15 protein-coding genes and 1 pseudogene are annotated in these 16,799 nt (G+C 60.8%); 11 read left to right on the forward strand and 5 right to left on the reverse strand.

Annotation, left to right across the window (positions count from 1 at the left end):
* Positions 1–15: 15 nt before the first annotated feature.
* The gene (locus K0H47_RS19345; RefSeq protein WP_063031596.1) at positions 16–552 is read right to left on the reverse strand and encodes a DUF3833 domain-containing protein; all 537 of its coding nucleotides are present in this window, start codon (positions 550–552) and stop codon (positions 16–18) included.
* Positions 553–844: 292 nt separating this feature from the next.
* Here K0H47_RS19345 and K0H47_RS19350 point away from each other — a divergent pair, with 292 nt between their 5' ends.
* The 6 genes from K0H47_RS19350 (at position 845) to K0H47_RS19375 (ending at position 6,713) form a co-directional block, all read left to right on the forward strand.
* Entirely contained in the window at positions 845–1,513 is a 669-nt protein-coding gene (locus tag K0H47_RS19350) for a GntR family transcriptional regulator (protein WP_063031594.1), read from the forward strand.
* Positions 1,514–1,587: 74 nt separating this feature from the next.
* Positions 1,588–2,394: an ABC transporter substrate-binding protein gene (locus K0H47_RS19355; RefSeq protein WP_177027411.1), complete on the forward strand. Its 807-nt coding sequence runs from the start codon at positions 1,588–1,590 to the stop codon at positions 2,392–2,394.
* A 12-nt stretch (positions 2,395–2,406) separates the two neighbouring features.
* On the forward strand, positions 2,407–3,183 hold the full coding sequence (locus K0H47_RS19360) for an amino acid ABC transporter permease (protein WP_017478926.1): 777 nt from the start codon (positions 2,407–2,409) through the stop codon (positions 3,181–3,183).
* 2 nt (positions 3,184–3,185) lie between these two features.
* A complete protein-coding gene (locus K0H47_RS19365; RefSeq protein ID WP_017478927.1) occupies positions 3,186–3,965 on the forward strand; it encodes an amino acid ABC transporter ATP-binding protein in 780 nt (259 codons plus the stop codon).
* Positions 3,966–3,985: 20 nt separating this feature from the next.
* A complete protein-coding gene (locus tag K0H47_RS19370; protein ID WP_063031587.1) occupies positions 3,986–5,077 on the forward strand; it encodes a polyamine ABC transporter substrate-binding protein in 1,092 nt (363 codons plus the stop codon).
* A gap of 25 nt (positions 5,078–5,102) precedes the next feature.
* The gene (locus K0H47_RS19375; protein WP_219273437.1) at positions 5,103–6,713 is read left to right on the forward strand and encodes a gamma-glutamyltransferase family protein; all 1,611 of its coding nucleotides are present in this window, start codon (positions 5,103–5,105) and stop codon (positions 6,711–6,713) included.
* 670 nt (positions 6,714–7,383) lie between these two features.
* Here K0H47_RS19375 and K0H47_RS19380 read toward each other — a convergent pair.
* Entirely contained in the window at positions 7,384–8,871 is a 1,488-nt protein-coding gene (locus tag K0H47_RS19380) for an aldehyde dehydrogenase family protein (protein ID WP_219273438.1), read from the reverse strand.
* Between the two features lie 228 nt (positions 8,872–9,099).
* Here K0H47_RS19380 and K0H47_RS19385 point away from each other — a divergent pair, with 228 nt between their 5' ends.
* Complete coding sequence (locus tag K0H47_RS19385) at positions 9,100–10,269, forward strand: p-hydroxyphenylacetate 3-hydroxylase oxygenase component (RefSeq protein ID WP_177027119.1); 1,170 nt, start codon at positions 9,100–9,102, stop codon at positions 10,267–10,269.
* Positions 10,270–10,328: 59 nt separating this feature from the next.
* Positions 10,329–10,805, forward strand: a pseudogene (locus K0H47_RS19390) (flavin reductase family protein); the annotation flags it as partial.
* Between the two features lie 171 nt (positions 10,806–10,976).
* Here K0H47_RS19390 and K0H47_RS19395 read toward each other — a convergent pair.
* A complete protein-coding gene (locus K0H47_RS19395) occupies positions 10,977–12,305 on the reverse strand; it encodes an alginate export family protein (protein ID WP_219273439.1) in 1,329 nt (442 codons plus the stop codon).
* A 217-nt stretch (positions 12,306–12,522) separates the two neighbouring features.
* Here K0H47_RS19395 and K0H47_RS19400 point away from each other — a divergent pair, with 217 nt between their 5' ends.
* From K0H47_RS19400 to feaR, 3 genes are all read left to right on the forward strand, one after another.
* On the forward strand, positions 12,523–14,022 hold the full coding sequence (locus K0H47_RS19400) for an APC family permease (protein ID WP_003219898.1): 1,500 nt from the start codon (positions 12,523–12,525) through the stop codon (positions 14,020–14,022).
* On the forward strand, positions 14,003–14,587 hold the full coding sequence (locus K0H47_RS19405) for a DUF3156 family protein (RefSeq protein ID WP_063031577.1): 585 nt from the start codon (positions 14,003–14,005) through the stop codon (positions 14,585–14,587). Before K0H47_RS19400 ends, K0H47_RS19405 begins: the two co-directional genes overlap by 20 nt.
* A gap of 117 nt (positions 14,588–14,704) precedes the next feature.
* Entirely contained in the window at positions 14,705–15,658 is a 954-nt protein-coding gene (gene feaR / locus K0H47_RS19410; protein WP_219273440.1) for a transcriptional regulator FeaR, read from the forward strand.
* Between the two features lie 94 nt (positions 15,659–15,752).
* Here feaR and K0H47_RS19415 read toward each other — a convergent pair whose 3' ends face one another.
* Both K0H47_RS19415 and K0H47_RS31165 read right to left on the reverse strand, forming a co-directional pair.
* On the reverse strand, positions 15,753–16,112 hold the full coding sequence (locus K0H47_RS19415; RefSeq protein WP_177027116.1) for a hypothetical protein: 360 nt from the start codon (positions 16,110–16,112) through the stop codon (positions 15,753–15,755).
* 2 nt (positions 16,113–16,114) lie between these two features.
* Positions 16,115–16,799, reverse strand: a 685-nt coding sequence (locus K0H47_RS31165) for an RHS repeat-associated core domain-containing protein (RefSeq protein ID WP_257626701.1), incomplete at its 5' end; no start/stop codon positions are given.

A 16,799-nucleotide genomic window follows, 5' to 3' on the forward strand; every position in this document is an offset into this window, starting at 1 on the left:
TTCACTCCTTGCCGGTCAGGGTTGCGAAGACTGGCGACGGAAGAACAGCGTCACCTGGCCCACTTCGACCCCCAGCTTGGACATGCTGGAGCGATTGATCAGCGTGTCTTCGTCCATCAGGTACATCCAGTCGTCGAGGCTCACTTCGTAGACGGAGCCGTCCACCGGCAGGCTCAGCACGTAACGCCAGTGCAACGCGTTGCCGGCCACCTCGCCCTTGGCCTCACCGACCACGTCGTCGGCGCGGCCGCGCCAGTGGTTCGGGCCATCGGGGGTCAGGGTCCAGACGCGCCGCTGGCGAGTGCCATCGCTGTAGAGAAAGCGTTCGTCGAGAATCAGGTTTTCACCCTCGCGGCGGCTGGCGATATTCACCTCGAAACGCTTGGCCACTTCACCCGAGCGTTTCTCGAATATGCCCCAGGCCTTGACGGGCTTGCTGAAGAAGCTCACCAGGTCCAGTTGGGGCTGCTGGTCGGCATAGTGTTTTACATCCACGCTGCCACAACTGCTCAGGCCCAGCACTAGGGCCAGCGAAACCAATAGACGGGTCATTGCGGTTCTCCCAGAGAGGGCTTGATACTGCTGATACTTGTACAAAATAATAAAATTGTACAGGTATTTAGAAAGGTACCAGGATGTTACCGGCTACCGGCCTGCCCATTTATGGGCCGCTCCTTGAACCTTTTGGTAGCACTTTACTGCGGTATTGCGCCGTGCACGGGTTAATCCAGCTCACCAACTCCATCTGAATCAATCACTTGAAGCACTACCCGCCAACCTGGCACGCAAACTGCTTTTTTGTATTCGTGGATAATTGGATACAAAAATTCAAAAGGTGCTGCCGATGCAATTCGCTCCCGCTTATGTAGAACGCCAGCCGCTGACCGCCGAGGAGGAGGCCTACACCTTCCTGCTGGACGCGATTTGCAGTGGCCGCTACCGCAAGGGTGACCGGTTGATCGCCGAGGACATCGCCAGCGAGATCGGTATGAGCCGCATGCCGGTGCGCGAAGCCTTCCGCCGCCTCGACGCCCAGGGCCTGGTGACCCTGCGGCCCAACCGCGGGGCGATTGTCAGTGGCCTGGACATCGACGAGTTGCACGAAGTCTTCGAGATGCGCAGCGCCCTCGAAGGCCTGGCGGTGCGTGTGGCGGTCGGGCGGATTGGCGAGCGCCAGTTGGCCGCGCTGGAGCGGCAGCTGGACGAGATGGACGACTACCGCGACGACAGTGCCGAGTGGGTCAGCCGCCACCGCGCCTTTCACGAATACCTGTGCAGCCTCAGCGGCCGCCCGCGCCTGATGAAGCAGATCTCGGCGCTGTACTCGCTGGTGGAGGCGCCCATGCGCCTGTGGCTGCAGCACGGCGACAAACCCCTCAGCGCCCGCCAGGAGCATGCGGTGATCCTCGATGCGATTCGCGCCGGTGACGCCGACCGCGCCGAAGCCGTGGTGCGCGAGCACATCGAAGGCACCGTGCCGGCGCTGATTCAGTTCCTGCAAACGGAAAAATAGAAGCGGGTTTCAACCCGCCCGTGTTTTGACTTTGAGTCCTGCCCCCGTTGTTCAACGAACTGGAGTGTCTGGTCATGCATAAACGCCGCGCCTTGCTGGTCGCCGTATCCCTGGGCCTTTGCACACAGTGGGCGATCGCTGCGCCCCAGGTGCCGGAGCGCCTGCAGAAGGTCGACAAACTGGTGTATTGCTCGGGGATGGATTCACCGCCCCTGGTGTCCTTCGATGAAGCGCAGAAACCCCGGGGACTGACCGTCGACCTGGGCCTGGAAATCGCCAAGCGCCTGGGAGGCAAGCAGGTGCAATGGCGGGTGATTCCCTTCTCCGGGCTGGTGCCGGCGCTGCTGGCCCAGCAGTGCGACATGATCGTCGACCAGCTGTTCGACAAGCCCGAGCGGCGGCAAGTGATCGACATCGTCAACTACATGTATTCCAGCCAGTCGGTGGTGGTGCCCAAGGGCAACCCCAAGGGCATCCAGGCGCTGGATGACCTGTCCGGGCACAAGGTCGCGGTGCTCAACGGCTCCACCATCAAGACCCTGCTCGACGCCCAGAACGACAGCCTGGCCAAGGCCGGCAAGCCACCGATGAAACTGGTGGTGTACAACACCGACACCGACGCCTTCCAGGCCCTGCGCATCAACCAGGTGGACGCCTATGGCACCACCGTGGAAACCGCCGGTTACTACGCGGCGATGGCCCCGGAACTGTTCCAGGAAGGCGTACCGGCGTTCAGCCGGATCCTCACCGGCCTGGGCATTCGCAAGGACGATCCGCAGCTCAGCGCCGCCGTGCAGCAAGTGGTCAGCGACATGCGCAGCGACGGCAGCTACGTCCAGTTGCTGAACAAGTGGCATGTCAGCAGCGACACACTCGACTGAGGCAAACCTGCGATGAATTTCAATTGGGATGTGTTCTGGCAGTACCTGCTGCAGCCCAGCGGGGTGTACCTGACCGGGCTCTGGCTGACGTGCCTGATCGCGGTATCGGCGATGCTGCTGGGCTGTGTGCTGGGGTTGGCGGCGGCGTTGTTGCGGTTGTCGAAGAACCCGCTGCTGCACCTGCCAGTGCGTTTTTATGTGTGGTTGATGCGTGGCACACCGTTGCTGGTGCAGATCGTGTTCCTGTACACGGCGCTGGCGGCGGGGGGGATTTTTCGTTTCGAGGATATCGACCTGTTCGGGCTGGTGGTCCCCGGGAATATCCAGGCGGCGATCATCGCCCTGGGCCTGAATGAAGGCGCCTATATGGCGGAGATCATCCGGGCCGGCATTGGCGCGGTGGACAAGGGCCAATACGAAGCCGGGCGCTCACTGGGCATGGGCTTCGCCAAACTGATGCGGCGCATCGTGCTGCCCCAGGCGTTCCGGGTGATCGTCCCGCCGCTGGGCAACGAGTTCAACGTGATGCTCAAGAACACCACGCTGGTGAGTGTGATCGGCGTGCAGGAGCTGTTGCTCAGCACCCAGATGGTTACCTCGGCGACGTTCCGGGTGTTTGAGTTGTACCTGGTGGTCGCCATCTACTTCCTGTTGTTGACCACGCTCTGGGGCTTTTTCCAGCGCTGGCTGGAGGCGCGTTTCGGCCAGTCGGACCGGCCTTCGTCACCGCCGCCGGCCTCCAGCCGGATGTTCGGTCGCAGCACCCTGAAATTGTTGAGGGGACGCTAACCATGGCGCACAAAAGTGAAGAGTTGATCATCGAGGCCCTGGATGTGCACAAGTCCTTCGGCGAGTTGCAGATCCTCAAGGGGATTTCCCTGCAAGTGCGCCGTGGCGAAGTGGTGGTGCTGATCGGTGCCTCGGGCTCGGGCAAGACCACCTTTATCCGCTGCATCAATTTGCTGGAAGACATCCAGGGTGGGCGCATCCGCGTCAACGGTCGGGCGATGGGTTATCGCGAGCGTGCCGACGGCAGCCTGGTGCGGGACTCGGAGCGCAACATCGCTCGCCAGCGCCGGGACATCGGGATGGTGTTCCAGCGCTTCAACCTGTTCCCCCATATGACCGCATTGGAAAACATCATCGAGGCGCCGATCCAGGTGCTTGGTGTGTCTCGTGCGGCGGCATTGGAACAAGCCCGTGGCCTGCTGGAGCGGGTGGGCCTGGCGGACAAGGCCGGCCACTACCCGTCGATGCTCTCGGGCGGGCAGCAGCAACGGGTGGCGATCGCCCGAGCGCTGGCGATGAAACCCCAGGCGATGTTGTTCGACGAGCCCACCAGCGCCCTCGACCCGGAAACCGTGGGCGAAGTTTTGCAGGTGATGAAAGAGTTGGCCGAGGAGGGCATGACCATGGTGGTGGTGACCCATGAAATGGGCTTTGCCCGTGAAGTGGCCGACCGCGTGGTGGTGCTCGACCAGGGCGAACTCATCGAACAAGGGCCGCCGGAACAGATTTTCAGCCGTCCCAGCCATCCCCGTACCCGGGCCTTTCTCAGCCGTGTGCTATGACCCTTCCAAGGAAAGTCTCCATGCGCTTATCGAGTGTGTTCGCGGCCCTGTGCTGCGCCGCGATTGTCCCCATGACCCAGGCCGCCGACCCGGTGGTGAAGGTCTATAACTGGTCCGATTACATCGGGCCCGACACGTTGAAGAATTTCGAGAAAGACAGCGCCATCAAGGTCCAGTACGACATCTTCGACACCAACGAGATGCTCGAAGCCAAGCTGCTATCCGGACATTCGGGGTATGACGTGGTGGTGCCGTCCAGCCAGTTCCTGTCCAAGCAGATCCGGGCCGGTGCCTACCAGCCGCTGCAACGTTCCCTGCTGGATAACTGGAAGCACCTCGACCCGCGCCTGATGCAACGCCTGGAAGCCGCCGACCCGGGCAACCGTTACGCCGTGCCATATATGTGGGGCACCGTGGGCATCGGCTACAACGAGGAAAAAGTCCGTGCGGTGCTGGGCAAGGACGCGGTACTGGATTCCTGGTCGATGGTGTTCGAACCCGGCAACCTGGCCAAGCTCAAGAGCTGCGGCGTGGCGTTTCTCGATGCGCCGGTGAAGATCATTCCCCAGGTGATGCTCTACCTCGGCCTGGACCCCAACAGCGTCAAGCCCGACGACTACAAGCAAGCCTCGAAACGCCTGATGGAACTGCGGCCTTCGGTGACCTACTTCAACTCGTCGAAATACACCGCCGACCTGGCCAACGGTGATATCTGCGTGGCCATCGGCTATTCCGGTGACGTGATGCAGGCCCAGAACCGCGCCAAGGAAGCGGGCAAGCACCTCGACATCCGCTACCTGATCCCCAAGGAAGGCGTGAACCTGTGGTTCGACATGCTGGCGATCCCCAAAGACGCCGGCAACGTGGCCAACGCCCACGCCCTGATCAACTACCTGCTGCGCCCCGAGGTGATCGCGCCCATCAGCGACTACGTGGGCTACGCCAACCCCAACCAAGACGCGACGGCGCTGATGGACCCCAAAGTCAGCGGCAACCCCGGTATCTATCCCGGTGACGAAGTGATCAGCCACACCTTCGTTTCCGCCGACCTGCCGGAAGCCATCCAGCGCCTGATGACCCGGGAGTGGAACCGGGTCAAATCCGGCCAATGAATCCTTGTTTTGAAGAGCCTTTGCCATGTTGAAATTCTCTGCTCATGAATACCCTTATCCGTCCCAGCGCCAGAGCGTGTTCGCCCGGCGCGGCATGGTCGCGGCTTCCCAGCCTTTGGCTGCCCAGGCCGGCATCGAGATCATGCAAAAGGGCGGTAACGCCATTGATGCCGCCATCGCCACGGCGGCGGCGCTGACCGTGGTCGAACCCACCGGCTGCGGCCTGGGGGGCGACGCGTTTGCGTTGGTCTGGTGCAAGGGCCAGCTGCATGGCCTTAACGGCAACGGGCATGCGCCGGCGGCGGTGTCGATTGAGACGGTGAAGGCCGCCGGCCATGAACAGATGCCGCTGTATGGCTGGACCCCGGTGACAGTGCCGGGCTGCCCGTCGGCGTGGGCCGAGTTGTCGCAGCGTTTTGGCAAGCTGCCGTTTGCCGAACTGCTGCAACCGGCCATCAGTTTGGCGCGGGACGGGTTTCCGTTGTCGCCGGTGGTTGCCCATCAATGGCAGGTCGCCCTGGACGAGTTCACGCCCCATCGTGACCCGGTGTTGGAGGCGTGGTTCGAGACGTTCCTGATTGACGGCCGGGCGCCACGGGCCGGGGAGCTGTTCCGTAACCTGGCCCAGGCGAAGACCCTTGAAGAACTGGCCGCGACCCGCTGTGAAAGCCTGTATCGCGGTGCCCTGGCCGAGCGCCTGGACGCCCATTCCCGGGCTACCGGTGGCTACTTGCGGGCCACCGATCTCAACGGCTACCGGGCGCAGTGGGTGGAGCCGATCCACATCAATTATCGCGGGGTCGACGTGTGGGAAATCCCGCCGAGCGGGCAGGGGCTGGTGGCGCTGATGGCGCTGAAGATTCTGGAAGGGTTCAGCTTTGATCACCGTGACAGCCAGCAGACCTGGCATCGTCAGCTGGAGGCGATGAAGCTTGCCTACAGCGATGGCTTGCACTACATCACTGACCCGCTGCATATGCGGGTGGCGGTGGCGGATTTGCTCAGTGATGGGTACAGCTCCCGGCGGCGCGAGCAGATAGGGGAGCAGGCCCAGCCACCCAAGCCTGGTGATCCTCACGCCAGTGGCACGGTGTACCTGGCCACCGCCGATGCGGAAGGCAATATGGTTTCGTTTATCCAGAGCAATTACCACGGGTTTGGCTCCGGTGTGGTGTTGCCCGACAGTGGTATTGCGCTGCAGAACCGAGGGCAGGAGTTCAGCCTTGATCCGGGGCATGCCAATTGCCTGATGCCTGGGAAAAAGACGTTCCACACCATCATTCCTGGGTTCCTTACCCGGGATGGCCAGGCTCTCGGACCGTTTGGTGTGATGGGCGGGTATATGCAGCCTCAGGGGCATGTGCAGATGGTGATGAATCTGGTGGATTTCGGTCTTAATCCCCAGGCGGCCCTTGATGCACCGCGTTGGCAGTGGTTGGGGGAGATGAAGGTGGGCATCGAGCAGGGGGCGTCGCGGGATTTGGCCAATGCCCTGGCTCGGCGTGGGCATCAGGTGCAGATTGCCAGTGACCTGACGGACTTCGGGCGTGGGCAGATTATCCTGCGGGATCCAGTCAGTGGAGTGCTGTGTGGTGGGACCGAGCCCCGGGCGGATTCGCATATTGCGGTGTGGTAGGCGAAGGTGATCGTTCCCACGCTCTGCGTGGGAATGCCGCCTCGGACGCTCCGCGTCCCGCTGGCACCGCCGGACTGATGCCCCGCGCAATGGTGACGCGGAGCGTCACGGTATGCATTCCCACGCAGAGCGTGGGAACGATCAAAAAGCCAGAGCGAAAAAAGATCTGCTTTTCTGTGGGAGCTGGCTTGCCTGCGATGCAGACAACTCGGTTTTTCAGATACACCGAGGTGATGCCATCGCAGGCAAGCCAGCTCCCACATTTGGACCGTGCCCGCTTTAGCTTTTGATTTTGCTCTTCACACTCAAGCCGGCCGGTAGGCCGCTGTGCTCTTGATCTGCTTTTGATCTTGATCTTAGGCGCCCCGTTAAACCACGCTGGCCGAACGCAGGCTTTGGAGCGTGGGTAACCCGGCAGGACGCCGGGTTAGCCGCGCTGGGCCAAGGATGGCCCATCGCGGCGGCCCACGGTCCAAAGCCGGAGTGAGGGCACACCGAGCCTGGGCGAGGTGCCGAGTGGTGGGGCAAGAGCGTTTTTTACTTTTGCGCTTTTCAAAAGTGAGCCGCTGTAAGAGCGGAACCAATAGAGGCCATCACCCAAATAACGGATATGCCCCCGCCACGCATCCTCCCCCAGCGATAACGCCCCGACAGGCACTCCGCATGCCGGTCAGTAGCGAATCATCACCGACTTGAGCTCGGTGTAGTCCTCGATAAACGCCCCGCCAAACTCCCGCCCCACCCCCGAAGACTTGTTGCCGCCAAACGGCACCGCCGGGTCGAGCATCGTGTGCATATTCACCCACACCGTCCCCGCGTTGATCGCCGGCACCATGCGCAGGGCCTTGCTCAAATCGTTGGTCCAGAGGCTGGCGCTCAGGCCGTAAGGCGTGTTGTTCATCAACTCCAGCAGTTCTTCCTCAGTGTCGTAGGGGAAAAACGTCGCGATCGGACCGAAGGTTTCTTCGTTGAGCAGGGTGTCGTTGATCGTGTTGGCGAGAATCACCGTCGGCTCCACGTAGCAACCGGGCCCGGCGATCAGCTTGCCGCCGTGGACAATCGTATTGTTCTCGGCCCGCGCCGTGGCGAAAAACCCTTCGAGTTTCTGTTGGTGCTGACGGTTGGTCACCGGGCCGAACTCGGTGCGTTCGTCCAGCGGCGAACCGATGTTCAACTGGCCCAGGCGCTGCGCAAGCTTGTCCATGATCGCCTCGATCTGCGAGCGGTGGACGAAGAAGCGTTCAGCGGCCGCGCAGATTTGCCCGGAGTGCAGGAACCCGGCTTCGATGATCCCGTTGACCGCCTTGTCGAGGTCCACATCCCGCAGAAACCCGGCGGAGTTTTTACCGCCCAGTTCCAGGGTCGCCCGGGTCAACCCGGCGCCCATGGCGCTGCGGCCCACCGCGATGCCGGTGGGCACCGAGCCGGTGAACGAAACCTTGTCGGTGTCCGCATGCTCCACCAAGCCTTTGCCCACAAGGCCGCCACCGGTCAACACGTTCAGCACGCCTGCCGGCAGGCCGGCGTCGATGGCCAGTTCGGCGATGCGCAGGATGGTCAGCGGGGTGAACTCGCTGGGCTTGATGATGATGCTGCAACCGGTCACCAGCGCCGAGGCGAGTTTCCAGATGGCGATCATGGTCGAGAAATTCCACGGCACGATGCCCACCACCACGCCCACCGGTTCCCGCAGGGTGAACGCGGTGTAGCGTTCGCCCGCGAAGGAGGGCAGTGACGGGGTGATGGTCTCGCCGCTGATCTTGGTGGCCCAACCGGCGTAGTAACGCAGGAAATGCGCGGCCTGGTCCACCTCGAAGGCCCGGGAAATCTGGATGATCTTGCCCGACTGGCAGGTTTCGATCTGCGCCAGTTCTTCGCGGTGTTGCTCCAGCAGGTCGGCGAGTTTCAGCAGCACATTGCCGCGCATGGCTGGCGCGACCTGGGACCATTGTCGGAAGCCGCGCCGGGACGACTTCACGGCCGCGTCGATATCGGCAAGGTCGGCATCGGCCACGTGGGCGATCACTTCGCCGGTGGCCGGGTTGATCACCTCCAGGGTCTGGCTGGAGTGGCTCTGGACGTAGCCGCCGTCGATAAACAAGGCATGGTTTCGACGGAGGAAGGCCTGGACTTCAGGCAGCAGCGCAATATCGCTCATGGGAATTTCCTGCTCGCAAAAGCCCGAGGTTAACCAGCGCCGCCGGGCCAGGCTTGTCTGTGCCTGCCGGGCGATATGTCTGTGGCTGCCAGGCCTGTGGAAAGTGCAATCTTGGCTGTGGAAGGTACATTTTCCGGGGTGATCGCCGGCTCCATACTGGCCCCACATCCAGCGTCGTTCGTTGCTTTGGAACGCCAGCCGGACATCCAATAATAAGCAGGGCCGTCCATGAAAAAGCCAAACCCGCTCCTCGAAGACCTCAAGGCGATTCTGCCGACCATCGCTGCCAATGCCTTCCAGGCCGAGCAGGACCGCAAGGTTCCCGATGAGAACATTGCGCTGCTCAAGAGCATCGGCATGCACCGTGCCTTTCAACCCAAACCCTTTGGCGGCATGGAAATCTCGCTGCCGCAGTTTGCCGACTGCATCGCCTTGCTGGCCGGCGCCTGTGCCAGCACCGCCTGGGCCATGAGCCTGTTGTGCACCCACAGCCATCAACTGGCGCTGTTTTCCGCGAAGCTGCAGCAGGAAGTCTGGGGCGACAACCCGAACGCCACGGCCAGTAGCAGCATCGCGCCGTTTGGCCGCACTGAAGAGGTTGAAGGGGGTGTGCTGTTCAGCGGTGAAATGGGCTGGAGCAGCGGTTGCGATCACGCCGAGTGGGCGATTGTCGGTTTTCGTCGTAAAAACGCCGAAGGCACTCAGGATTACTGCTTCGCGGTGCTGCCGCGCAGCGATTATCAGATTCGTGATGACTGGTTCGCCGCCGGCATGAAGGGCAGCGGCACCAAGACCCTGATCATCGACAACGCGCGGGTGCCCGAACATCGCATCCAGAAAGCCAAGGACATGATGGAAGGCAAGTCCGCCGGTTTCGGTTTGTACCCTGACAGCAAGATTTTCTACTCGCCGTACCGTCCGTATTTCGCCAGCGGTTTCTCCACCGTCAGCCTGGGGGTGGCCGAGCGCATGCTTGAGGTGTTCCGCGAAAAAACCAAGACCCGCGTACGTGCCTACACCGGCGCGGCGGTGGGGGCTGCGACCCCGGCGTTGATGCGCCTGGCGGAGTCGACGCATCAGGTGGCCGCTGCCCGGGCGTTCCTGGAAAAGACCTGGCAGGAACACGCCGAACACAGCGAACAGCACCGTTACCCGAGCCGCGAGACCCTGGCGTTCTGGCGTACCAACCAGGCGTATGCCACCAAGATGTGCATTCAGGCGGTGGACCGCTTGTTCGAGGCCGCCGGTGGCAACGCGTGGTTCGAGCACAACGAAATGCAGCGCCTGTTCCGCGATTCCCATATGACCGGTGCTCATGCGTACACCGATTACGACGTGTGCGCGCAAATTCTGGGGCGTGAGCTGATGGGGCTTGAGCCTGATCCGAGCATGATTTGAAGCCGACCCGGCCATCACAATAATCAGGACTGCGCGTTGATGCAGTCCGGGAGTCTTGCATGTCTGATAACAGTTTCGACCCACGGGCCTTTCGCCGGGCCCTGGGCAACTTTGCCACCGGTGTCACGGTGGTCACCGCCGCTGATGCCAGCGGGCGCAAAGTGGGTGTCACCGCCAACAGCTTCAACTCGGTGTCCCTGGACCCGCCGCTGGTGTTGTGGAGCATCGACAAGCGCTCCAACAGCCACGAGGTGTTCGAGCAGGCCAGCCATTTTGCGGTCAACGTGCTGGCGGCGGATCAGATTGACCTGTCGAACAATTTTGCCCGGCCCAGGGACGATCGTTTTGCCGAAATCGAATTCGAGCCGGGCGAGGGCGGTTCGCCGGTCTTCGCTGATTGCTCGGCGCGATTTCACTGCGAGAAGTATCAGCAGGTGGACGGTGGTGATCACTGGATCATGATCGGCAAGGTGGTGGCTTTTGATGATTTTGGGCGTTCGCCGTTGCTCTATCACCAGGGCGCGTATGCGCGGATCGAGGAACGGCAACCGTAGGGCGAACACCTCTCTCGAGGATTGACGCCGCTTGAATGTGGGAGCTGGCTTGCCTGCGATAGCATCACCGCGGTGTCTCTGATGTACCGAGGTGCCTGCATCGCAGGCAAGCCAGCTCCCACATTTGATCTTCATTAGCTCATTGCATCTGCGCTAGAACGGCACCGCCACGGTGACTTGGCTATAGACATTGGTGCCATTGCCACCCGCCTGGTTGCCGCCGTTGCTCTCATCCTTGTTGGGCTTGTACAGGCCCAGCAGCGGCGTGACGATCAGGTGTTCGCTCACCGCCCACTCTGCGTACAGGTCCAGTTCGCGCCCATCGAGGTTGAGCATGCCGCCCTTGCTCAACGTCTTGTAGTCGAAGAACAGCGCGCCGACGGTCACGCTGTCCAGCGGCTTGACCTTCAGCGCCACGTGCTGCACCTCGGTGTTGGTATTGAACGGCCCTGAGTAATTGCCAGCCACTTCGCCCTGCACCCAAGTGCCATAGCCACGGTTGAAGCCCGAGAACATGGCATCCCAGTTTTTCGAATAGCGGCTGTAGCGGTAGGTCAGGTCCGGCGACCACGGCAGCGCGGCGAAGGTATAACCGGCCTCGGTGTACCAGGCTTTTTCCGGGCCAGCGTCCTTGTCCTGCCAGGCGTATTCAAAGGAAAAATGCGCGTTCTCGATCCCGGCATTGCCGGCGCCCCGCAGGCTGTAGAGGTTCATCCCGGCGCGCTGTTTTTGCAGGTCATTGGCATAACGATTATCGACGCTGATCCCATGGATATAGGTCAACCCCACGGTGCCCGGCGCGGCGGTGTAGTCCAGGGTGCCGGCGGCCATTTCGGTGTTGGCCTGGGCGCGGTTGTCGGACTTGATCCACATCACGCTGCCATGCACGCCGTCCTTGCCCCCCAGGCGTAACACGGCGGTTTGATCGAAGGCGTGGCGCGCGGCGATGTAGTACGCGCCGCCCCGGTTGAACTTGCCGTCATCCACGCCCTTGCCCAGGTTCGGGCCGTCGTCGTTGATGATGAAACCGTCGCCGAGCATGATGATCTGGCGGCCGAACGACAGGTCCACCCCATCCTTGCCCAGCGCCGGAAACAGTTCCCCCGAGCGCCAGCCAGCGAAGGCTTCGTCGAACTTGGTGGTGCGCTCGCTGCCGGTGGTCACGCCCGACGCATCACCCTCGCCCCAGGTGCCGGAGCTGACCAGGTTGGCCGTGCCATACAGGCTGCCCAGGGCACCGAAGCGCTGGTCAACGCTCAAGCCATACTTGATGAAACCTTCACGCCAGGTGGAACCGCCGGTAGTGCCGTCATAGTTTTTGCGGCTGTTGAACATGCCGTACACCGCGAGGAAATTGCCGGTGACCTTGGTGTCGTCATCGGCATACAGCTCAAACGCCTGGGCCGATGAGTCGATGACCATCAGCGCGATGCCCAGGCTGATGGCCCTGTACAGGTGACGGGTTTGTTGTGTGTGCTGCATTGTTATAGTCCCCAACAAGGTGAATTGAGGGAGCATTAGGGCGAGCGCCACCGCGCCAAGTCTTTCCTCTGCGTGCCGGATAATTGACCCTGGCCGCCAACGGCGGGACAGTGGCAGGCAGCAACAAAACCGGCGGCAGCCAGGAGCAAGACGATCAGCCAGGGCGGGGCGCAGAGTGCCAATACTTCTAAAAATCCGCTTCTTGAGGATCTGCACCATGTCGATCAACGACCGGCTCACCGAACACTTGAAACGCGGCACGGTGGGCTTTCCCACGGCGCTGGCGAGCACCATTGGCCTGATCATGGCCAGCCCGGTGATCCTCACCGCAACCATGGGGTTTGGCATAGGCGGCAGTGCCTTCGCGGTGGCCATGTTGATCGCGGTGGTGATGATGCTGGCCCAGGCGACCACCTTCGCCGAAGCCGCCTCGATCCTGCCCACCACCGGTTCGGTCTACGACTACATCAACTGCGGCATGGGCCGGTTCTTTGCGATCACCGGCACCTTGTCGGCGTACCTGATCGTGCATGTGTTTGCCGGCACCGCCGAGACGATCCTGTCCGGGGTGATGGCGCTGGTGAACTTCGAGCACCTCAACACCCTGGCGGAATCCGCCGGCGGTTCATGGTTGCTCGGGGTGGGCTTCGTGATTGTGTTCGGGGTGCTGAATGCGTTTGGTGTGAGCGCGTTCGGCCGGGCCGAGATCATCTTGACCTTCGGTATGTGGACCACCCTGATGGTATTCGGCGTACTGGGCCTGATCGCAGCCCCGGCGGTGCAGCTGGATGGCTGGTTCGGTGAATCCCTGGTGGGCACCGACCTGATCACCATCCTGTCGCTGGTGGGCATGGCGATGTTCATGTTCGTCGGTTGCGAGTTCGTCACCCCGCTGGCGCCGGACCTGCGCAACTCGGCCAAGGTGATGCCCAAGGCCATGGTGCTGGGGTTGCTGGGGGTGGCCACCTGCATGTTCATCTACGGCGCCGCCATGAAGCGCCAGGTGGAAAACGTATTGATCGACGCGGCGGGCGGGGTGCACCTGCTGGATACGCCGATGGCGATCCCTAAATTCGCCGAGCAGGTCATGGGCAGCATCGGCCCGATGTGGCTGGGCATCGGCTTCCTGTTTGCCGGTGCTGCGACCATCAACACCCTGATGGCCGGTGTGCCACGGATCCTGTACGGCATGGCGGTCGACGGCGCGTTGCCCAAGGTCTTCACCTACCTGCACCCGCGCTTCAAGACACCGCTGCTGTGCATCCTGGTGGCGATGCTGATTCCGTGCCTGCACGCGCTGTACCTGGGGGGCAACACCGACAACATCATGCACCTGGTATTGGCCGCCGTGTGTGCCTGGAGTTTTGCTTATCTGCTGGTGACATTGTCGGTGGTGATCCTGCGGATTCGCCGGCCGGATCTGCCTCGCGCCTACCGTTCGCCGTTCTTTCCGCTGCCGCAGATTCTGTCGAGCATCGGCATCCTGCTGGGCATGTGGTTTATCACGCCGCCGGGGATGAACCCTGCTGACATCTACATTCCCTTCGGCGTGATGCTCGGTTGCACGGCGGCGTACGCGCTGTTCTGGACCCTGGTGGTGCAGAAGGTCAATCCATTCAAGCCCGCCTCGGTGGAGGAGGTGTTAGCCAAGGAGTTCGCCCATGAGCCAGGTCAGCCGCACAACGGGTATATCAGCCATGCTGCAAAAACTGTCTGAGCTGTTCAGCGCCCGGCGCGCGCCTGCCGGTTATCGTCCCGGCGTTACGCTGGAACACCTGCGGCGCAACCTTGGCCTCGCCGGTTATGAGGTGTGCGGACCGACGACGGCCCGGGTGGCCCTGGACGAGCTCGGGTTGCAACTGGAGATCGTCGAGCGCACCGAATCGCAACTGTTGATGCACCTGGTCATGACCGAATTCGTACTGCGCCTGCCTGCCTCGCAGCGGGGCACGGCAAGCTTCGAACTGCACCACACCGGGGCCGTTCGACGCACTGGAATCCGCTGTCGGCAGCGCTCGGGAGACAAGGAAGTGTTAGGCGTTCTGCAAGCCGAGTTGCAGGAGGGCAGTGCGTTGTATCGCGCCTTGATGCCGCTGGACTTCAAGCGCCTGCGCATCGACCTGGTGGATCATCAGTGGTGCGTGCGGCTTGAGCATATGGGCGGCAGCGAGGTGGTCAATCGCATGCCGGCGTTCCGGCGCTATATCGCCTTGAGCAGCGATCAACGTGCCTGGCTGCTGGACGCCTTGAGCGGTTTTCAGCGCGCATTACAGGCCCACTGACCGCAGGATCTGGCATCAATAGTGCAACCACCTTGGCAGACACGTACTTGTTGCGCGCATATAGATAACATGTTAACTATTGCCCGACAAAAACAAAAAGCCAAGGTGGAAACTACCATGAGCATGCAACAGATTGGGCAAGACGGGCTGGACCGCTGGACCCGGGATCTGCGCGCGGTTTGCGGTCACTTCGACACAGAACTGGCCTTCAACCGCTCGTTGTTCATCGGTAATATCACCACCTTTTCCCGCGGCGGTTTGCCCCTGGCCAACTTGCGCACCAACGCCGGCCTGATCAAGCGCCCCAAAGCCCGCGCCGACCACGATGACGACCAGAACTGTTTCCTCGTCAGCCAGCGCAGCGGCTACTGCCAGATCACCCAAAACGGCCAGAGCGTGCAACTCGCCCCCGGCGAATTACTTTTGATGGACTCGGTGGGCTCCATCGACATCACCCCGTTCGGGCTGATCGAACATGCCTCACTGTCCTTGTCCCGCGCAGAGATGTGCAAACAGTTCGGCAACCAGCCCAAGACCTTCGGCAAAATCTCCTCAAGCAAAGCCTGCGGGCGCATGTTGCATGTGCTGATGGACCAACTGTGCAAAGACGCGTTGAACGGCGAAAGCGCGGTCGGCGAGGGGCAGGCGTTGCAGTCGGCGTTTATCTCGTTGCTGGGGTCGGCGTTTGAGCAGGAAGATGATGAGCGGGACGATTGTGGCGGGTTGCAGGGCAGCAATCTGCGCAGCTATGTGCAGAAGGTGATTGATGAGTCGTTAACCCAGCCAGGGTTGAGCCCGGTGGGGTTGGCGAGTCGGTTGAACATCTCGGTAAGGCATTTGTATCGGTTGTTTGAGGAACAGGATGACAGTGTGTGCCGGTATATCCAGCGGGCGCGGTTGAAGCGGAGTGCGGATGATCTGACCAACCCGTTTTTGCGCAGTGAGTCGATTACGTCGATTGCGTATAAGTGGGGGTTTACGGATTCGGCGCACTTTAGTCGGTCATTCAAGAAACAGTTCGAAGTTTCGCCGAAGGATTTTCGGGCTGGGCGGTTGCAGCAGGTGGGGTGAAGTTTTTGGGAAACGGACAGTACGAGGGAAGGGGGAGAACTTTATGAAAGTCAATCCCCTTTGCTGTTAGCCGCGTTAACGGTTTCTGATTACCTCAATCCTTTTTCGTGGCTTCTGCCTGATATCTTGTCAAACATTCGAGTAAAATTTTCATAAATTGACGTTGGTCGGAAATTTCGTCATCGAAGTACGTATCGAATAAGTAGAAGACGGAGTCGAAAGTTTCGTCAGTGTTCAGGTAGTGATTGAGTGTGTCTATATACCATTGCCGCTCTTCATTGTCGTATGACATGTATTCAGGTTTGGTTAGCTCGTCAAATAGCTCCGCGAGTTGTTTGTCGTCATTGACGTCTTTGGAAACTATCACCTCTTCTCGCTCGAGATCTTTAGTGTTTTCGATATTGTAGGTGAATAGCAGGCTTCGAATGATCGAAAGTTTAGGTTTTAATTTCATTTTTAAAAGTCCGCGTAAGCAGTTTTAGGGTTCCCATTTGCATCTAATATAACGACGGCTTTCCTTTGTTGGCCGTATTCAAGGCCATCCCTCTTGTATCCTTCTCCGATAATTTTCCCCATGTCCATTGGTTCGCGAGATGTACCTATGTTTGTATGCTTGAGTATAAGTTGCGCTCGATAAATAGCATTTAATTGATCTCGATGGCTAAGGAAATGAGTGGCGGCGGAAGGCGGTCTCGGTTGTCCTGCTCTCCTTCCTCTATCGTGGACTTCAACTATCCCGGTAGTAGGATTTTTAGCGGTCATTACCCTTTCGAGTTGAGACGCCAGCGTAGTCTGTGCTCCATGCTTTTCCAGAAAGTGTGCTCCCGGCGTTGCTTGTTCAAGTTCATCAAGACGGCGGTAAGCGTTCGCTTCCCCAAGCTCATCAATTCGTGCGCGTCGTTCAGCCTGTGTCAGACGAGGTGCAGCAGGCTGACCTTCATTGACCGTGGCGTTTTCGGCCGGATCCCCAACCCCAATATCCGGTTTACAACCGTTCGCACCCGGACAGGTATTCAACCCCAACGGATCCACCCACCCCGTCGGGTTGGGCACGTATTGGTATCCGTTCAGCCCACCCGCCAGCTTCACGGGATCGGGCGTCAGGTAGCGGCCAATGTCCGGATTGTAGTAGCGATGACGG

It is taken from the genome of Pseudomonas sp. Xaverov 83 (assembly GCF_019352905.1).
Classification (GTDB): Bacteria; Pseudomonadota; Gammaproteobacteria; order Pseudomonadales; family Pseudomonadaceae; genus Aquipseudomonas; species Aquipseudomonas yamanorum.

Coding starts and splice junctions, on each gene's coding strand:
- K0H47_RS19355 (WP_177027411.1), top strand. CDS start 1,588: ATGCATAAACGCCGCGCCTTGCTGGTCGCCGTATCCCTGGGCCTTTGC.
- K0H47_RS19385 (WP_177027119.1), top strand. CDS start 9,100: ATGAAAAAGCCAAACCCGCTCCTCGAAGACCTCAAGGCGATTCTGCCG.
- K0H47_RS19405 (WP_063031577.1), top strand. CDS start 14,003: ATGCTGCAAAAACTGTCTGAGCTGTTCAGCGCCCGGCGCGCGCCTGCC.
- K0H47_RS19415 (WP_177027116.1), bottom strand. CDS start 16,112: ATGAAATTAAAACCTAAACTTTCGATCATTCGAAGCCTGCTATTCACC.
- K0H47_RS19375 (WP_219273437.1), top strand. CDS start 5,103: ATGTTGAAATTCTCTGCTCATGAATACCCTTATCCGTCCCAGCGCCAG.
- K0H47_RS19380 (WP_219273438.1), bottom strand. CDS start 8,871: ATGAGCGATATTGCGCTGCTGCCTGAAGTCCAGGCCTTCCTCCGTCGA.
- K0H47_RS19360 (WP_017478926.1), top strand. CDS start 2,407: ATGAATTTCAATTGGGATGTGTTCTGGCAGTACCTGCTGCAGCCCAGC.
- feaR (WP_219273440.1), top strand. CDS start 14,705: ATGAGCATGCAACAGATTGGGCAAGACGGGCTGGACCGCTGGACCCGG.
- K0H47_RS19400 (WP_003219898.1), top strand. CDS start 12,523: ATGTCGATCAACGACCGGCTCACCGAACACTTGAAACGCGGCACGGTG.
- K0H47_RS19395 (WP_219273439.1), bottom strand. CDS start 12,305: ATGCAGCACACACAACAAACCCGTCACCTGTACAGGGCCATCAGCCTG.
- K0H47_RS19350 (WP_063031594.1), top strand. CDS start 845: ATGCAATTCGCTCCCGCTTATGTAGAACGCCAGCCGCTGACCGCCGAG.
- K0H47_RS19345 (WP_063031596.1), bottom strand. CDS start 552: ATGACCCGTCTATTGGTTTCGCTGGCCCTAGTGCTGGGCCTGAGCAGT.
- K0H47_RS19365 (WP_017478927.1), top strand. CDS start 3,186: ATGGCGCACAAAAGTGAAGAGTTGATCATCGAGGCCCTGGATGTGCAC.
- K0H47_RS19370 (WP_063031587.1), top strand. CDS start 3,986: ATGCGCTTATCGAGTGTGTTCGCGGCCCTGTGCTGCGCCGCGATTGTC.